The following is a 2,584-nucleotide window of genomic DNA, read 5'->3' as shown; positions in this document are numbered from 1 at the left end:
CGCAGGCGCAGCAGCGGCGGCAGTCCGAAGCCGAACAGCAGCAACAGGCCGATCCCCGCGCCGGTCAGCGCGGGCATGGCTTCGGGCAGCGGCAGGCGTTGCGGCACCAGGCTGCCCAGTACCTGCACCAGTCCTTCCTGTGCCGCCATGCCCAGGCCGATGCCGATCGCACACGCCGGCACCGCCAGCATCAGCAACTGCAGCGCCAGACCGGCCAGGATGTCGCGCTGGCGTGCGCCCAGGCAGCGCAGGATCGCCACCTGGTCGATGCGACGCAGCGCGAACCGGTTGGCCGCCAGTGCGGTCGCAACACCGGCCAACAGCACCGCCAGCAGCGCGCTCAGGCCGAGGAAACGACCGGCCAGGTCGAAGGCCTGGCGCACCCCGCGCTGGGTATCGTTCACGCTGAGCAGGCGCATGCCTTTTACCTGCGGCAGCAGCCATTGCCGGAATGATGCGATGTCGGCGGCAGGGCCGGCGAACATCACCCGGTAATTGATGCGGCTGCCGGGGCCGAGCAGGCCGGTGCCTTCCACGTCGGCGCGGTTGACCAGCAGGGTCGGCGACAGCGTCAGGAGGTCGCCACCGGCATCCGGTTCCGATTCGATGATGCCGGCGATGCGCAGCGTGCCCGCACCGAATTCCAGATCGTCGCCGGCCTTCAGGCCCAGTGCCTGCAGCAGGCGTGGGTCGGCATAGGCCTGGCCCTTGGCCGGCATTCCGGCATCGGCGATCAGCGCGCCGCCGGGCGTGGCACGCACGCGCAGCGCGCCGCGCAGGGGGTAGCCCGCTTCCACGGCCTTGATGCTGGCCATCTGGCTGGCATCGCCCTGGAACAGCACGCTGCCGAAGCTGGCCAGCCGCGTATGCGCCAGGCCGCGTCGCTGCGCCTCCTCAACGAACGCGGCGGGCGGGTCATCGCGGCCGGCAACACCGAGGTCGCCGCCGAGCATTTCCGCCGCGCTGCCGGTCAATGCCAGGTTGACCCGGTTCACCAGCGTGCCCACCGCCGTCATCACCGCCACGCCCAGTACCAGGGCGGCGAAGACGGTCAGCAGGTCACCGGCCAGGGCTTCGCGGCGCAGCGCGCGCCACGCATGCCGCAGCAGGTTCATGCGTCCACTCCATGTTCCACCGGCTGCAGGCGGCCGTTGTCGATGYGATGGATGTACTGGCAGCGCTGCGCCAGGCGCAGGTCGTGGGTGACCAGCACCAGGGTGGTACCGCTGCCGGCATTGAGTTCGAACAGCAGATCGCTGATGTGCTGGCCGGTGGCTTGGTCCAGCGAGCCGGTGGGCTCGTCAGCGAACAGGATGCGCGGGCGGCTGACGAAGGCGCGGGCGAGGGCGACCCGCTGCTGCTCGCCGCCGGACAACTGCCGCGGATAGTGGCGCGCGCGGTGCGAAAGCCCGACCGCAGCCAGAACCTCATCCACCCGCGTGCGGTCCTCGCGCCCGGCCAGTTCCAGCGGCAGCGCGATGTTCTCGGCCGCCGTCAGCGCCGGCAGCAGATGGAAGCTCTGGAAGACGAAGCCGACGTCGCGCGCGCGCAGCTGTGCACGCGCTTCTTCGTCCAGTGCCGTCAGATCCTGGCCCGCCAGCGCGATGCGGCCACGGCTGGGCAGGTCCAGCCCGGCCARCAGGCCGAGCAGGGTGGTCTTGCCGGAACCGGAGGCGCCGACGATGGCCACGCTGGTGCCTTCATGGACGGTCAGGGTGATGTTGTCCAGTATGTGGACTTCACCCTCCGGACCATGCACGGATTTGCCGACCTGGTCGACGGCGATGGCGACGGGCGCGCTGCGGGGGGACAGGCTGTCGATGAGGAGACTCCAATGCACAAGACGGAATGGAGCCGGCAAGCCGGCGCAATGATGATGCTGTTGCTAGGGTTGCTGCTGTTGCCGGCACTGGCGTGTGCCAAAGGTCCGGGCGGCGGTACCGTGCTGGTGCTCGGTGACAGCCTCAGTGCCGCCCACAATATCCCGGCCGATGCCGGCTGGGTCAGCCTGCTCCAGCAGCGGGTCAGGCAGCAGTCGAAAACCCCGCCCCGCATCGTCAATGCCAGCATGAGCGGGGAAACCACCGCTGGCGCGCTGACCCGCCTGCCGGGCCTGCTTGGCCGCGAGAAGCCCACGGTGGTGGTGATCGCCCTCGGTGGCAACGATGCGCTGCGCGGGCTGACCCCGGCACAGGTGCAGGGCAACCTGGAAAAGATGGTGCAGGCCAGCCAGAAGGCCGGTGCCAAGGTGCTGCTGCTGGGCATAGACGTGCCGCCCAACTATGGACCGGGCTACCGCCAGCGCCTGGCTGCGGCGTACCGGGCACTGGCCACGCAGTACAAGGTGCCGTTGCTGCCGTTCCTGCTGGAAGGCGTGGCCCTGCAGCCCGGTTTGATGCAGGCCGACGGCCTGCATCCCACCGCCCAGGCGCAGCCGAAGGTGCTGGACAACGTCTGGCCGCTGCTGAAACCGCTGCTGTGAGCACGCCATCTTCTTTTCATTGACGCAACTTCACATCGCGTGCACCGTCGATCGGGCATGTTTCACAAAGCTGAAGAAAGAGGGATTCTCATGCGTCAGACG

Annotated in this window: 3 protein-coding genes; 1 reads left to right on the top strand and 2 read right to left on the bottom strand. The window is 69.0% G+C overall.

What is annotated here, in order from left to right; genetic code table 11:
* A partial coding sequence (locus tag AB4Y84_RS18950) for an ABC transporter permease (protein ID WP_442250657.1) occupies positions 1-1,115 on the bottom strand: 1,115 nt, incomplete at its 3' end.
* Positions 1,112-1,759 carry an ABC transporter ATP-binding protein gene (locus tag AB4Y84_RS18945; RefSeq protein WP_442250658.1) on the bottom strand — a complete coding sequence of 216 codons (648 nt, stop codon included), beginning with the start codon at positions 1,757-1,759 and terminating at the stop codon, positions 1,112-1,114. The genes AB4Y84_RS18950 and AB4Y84_RS18945, both read right to left, overlap by 4 nt.
* 75 nt (positions 1,760-1,834) lie before the next feature.
* On the opposite strand from AB4Y84_RS18945, the gene AB4Y84_RS18940 reads away from it, so the two are divergent.
* Entirely contained in the window at positions 1,835-2,482 is a 648-nt protein-coding gene (locus tag AB4Y84_RS18940) for an arylesterase (protein WP_059066041.1), read from the top strand.
* The last annotated feature ends 102 nt before the right edge of the window (positions 2,483-2,584 follow it).

Source organism: Stenotrophomonas sp. 2YAF22 (genome assembly GCF_052114665.1).
GTDB lineage: Bacteria > Pseudomonadota > Gammaproteobacteria > Xanthomonadales > Xanthomonadaceae > Stenotrophomonas > Stenotrophomonas indicatrix.
Note: the sequence above shows the minus strand (reverse complement) of the source record. Positions and strands in the feature narration are given on the sequence as shown.

Excerpts from the sequence above, each read along its gene's own strand:
- AB4Y84_RS18940 (WP_059066041.1), top strand. The coding sequence starts at position 1,835 with ATGCACAAGACGGAATGGAGCCGGCAAGCCGGCGCAATGATGATGCTG.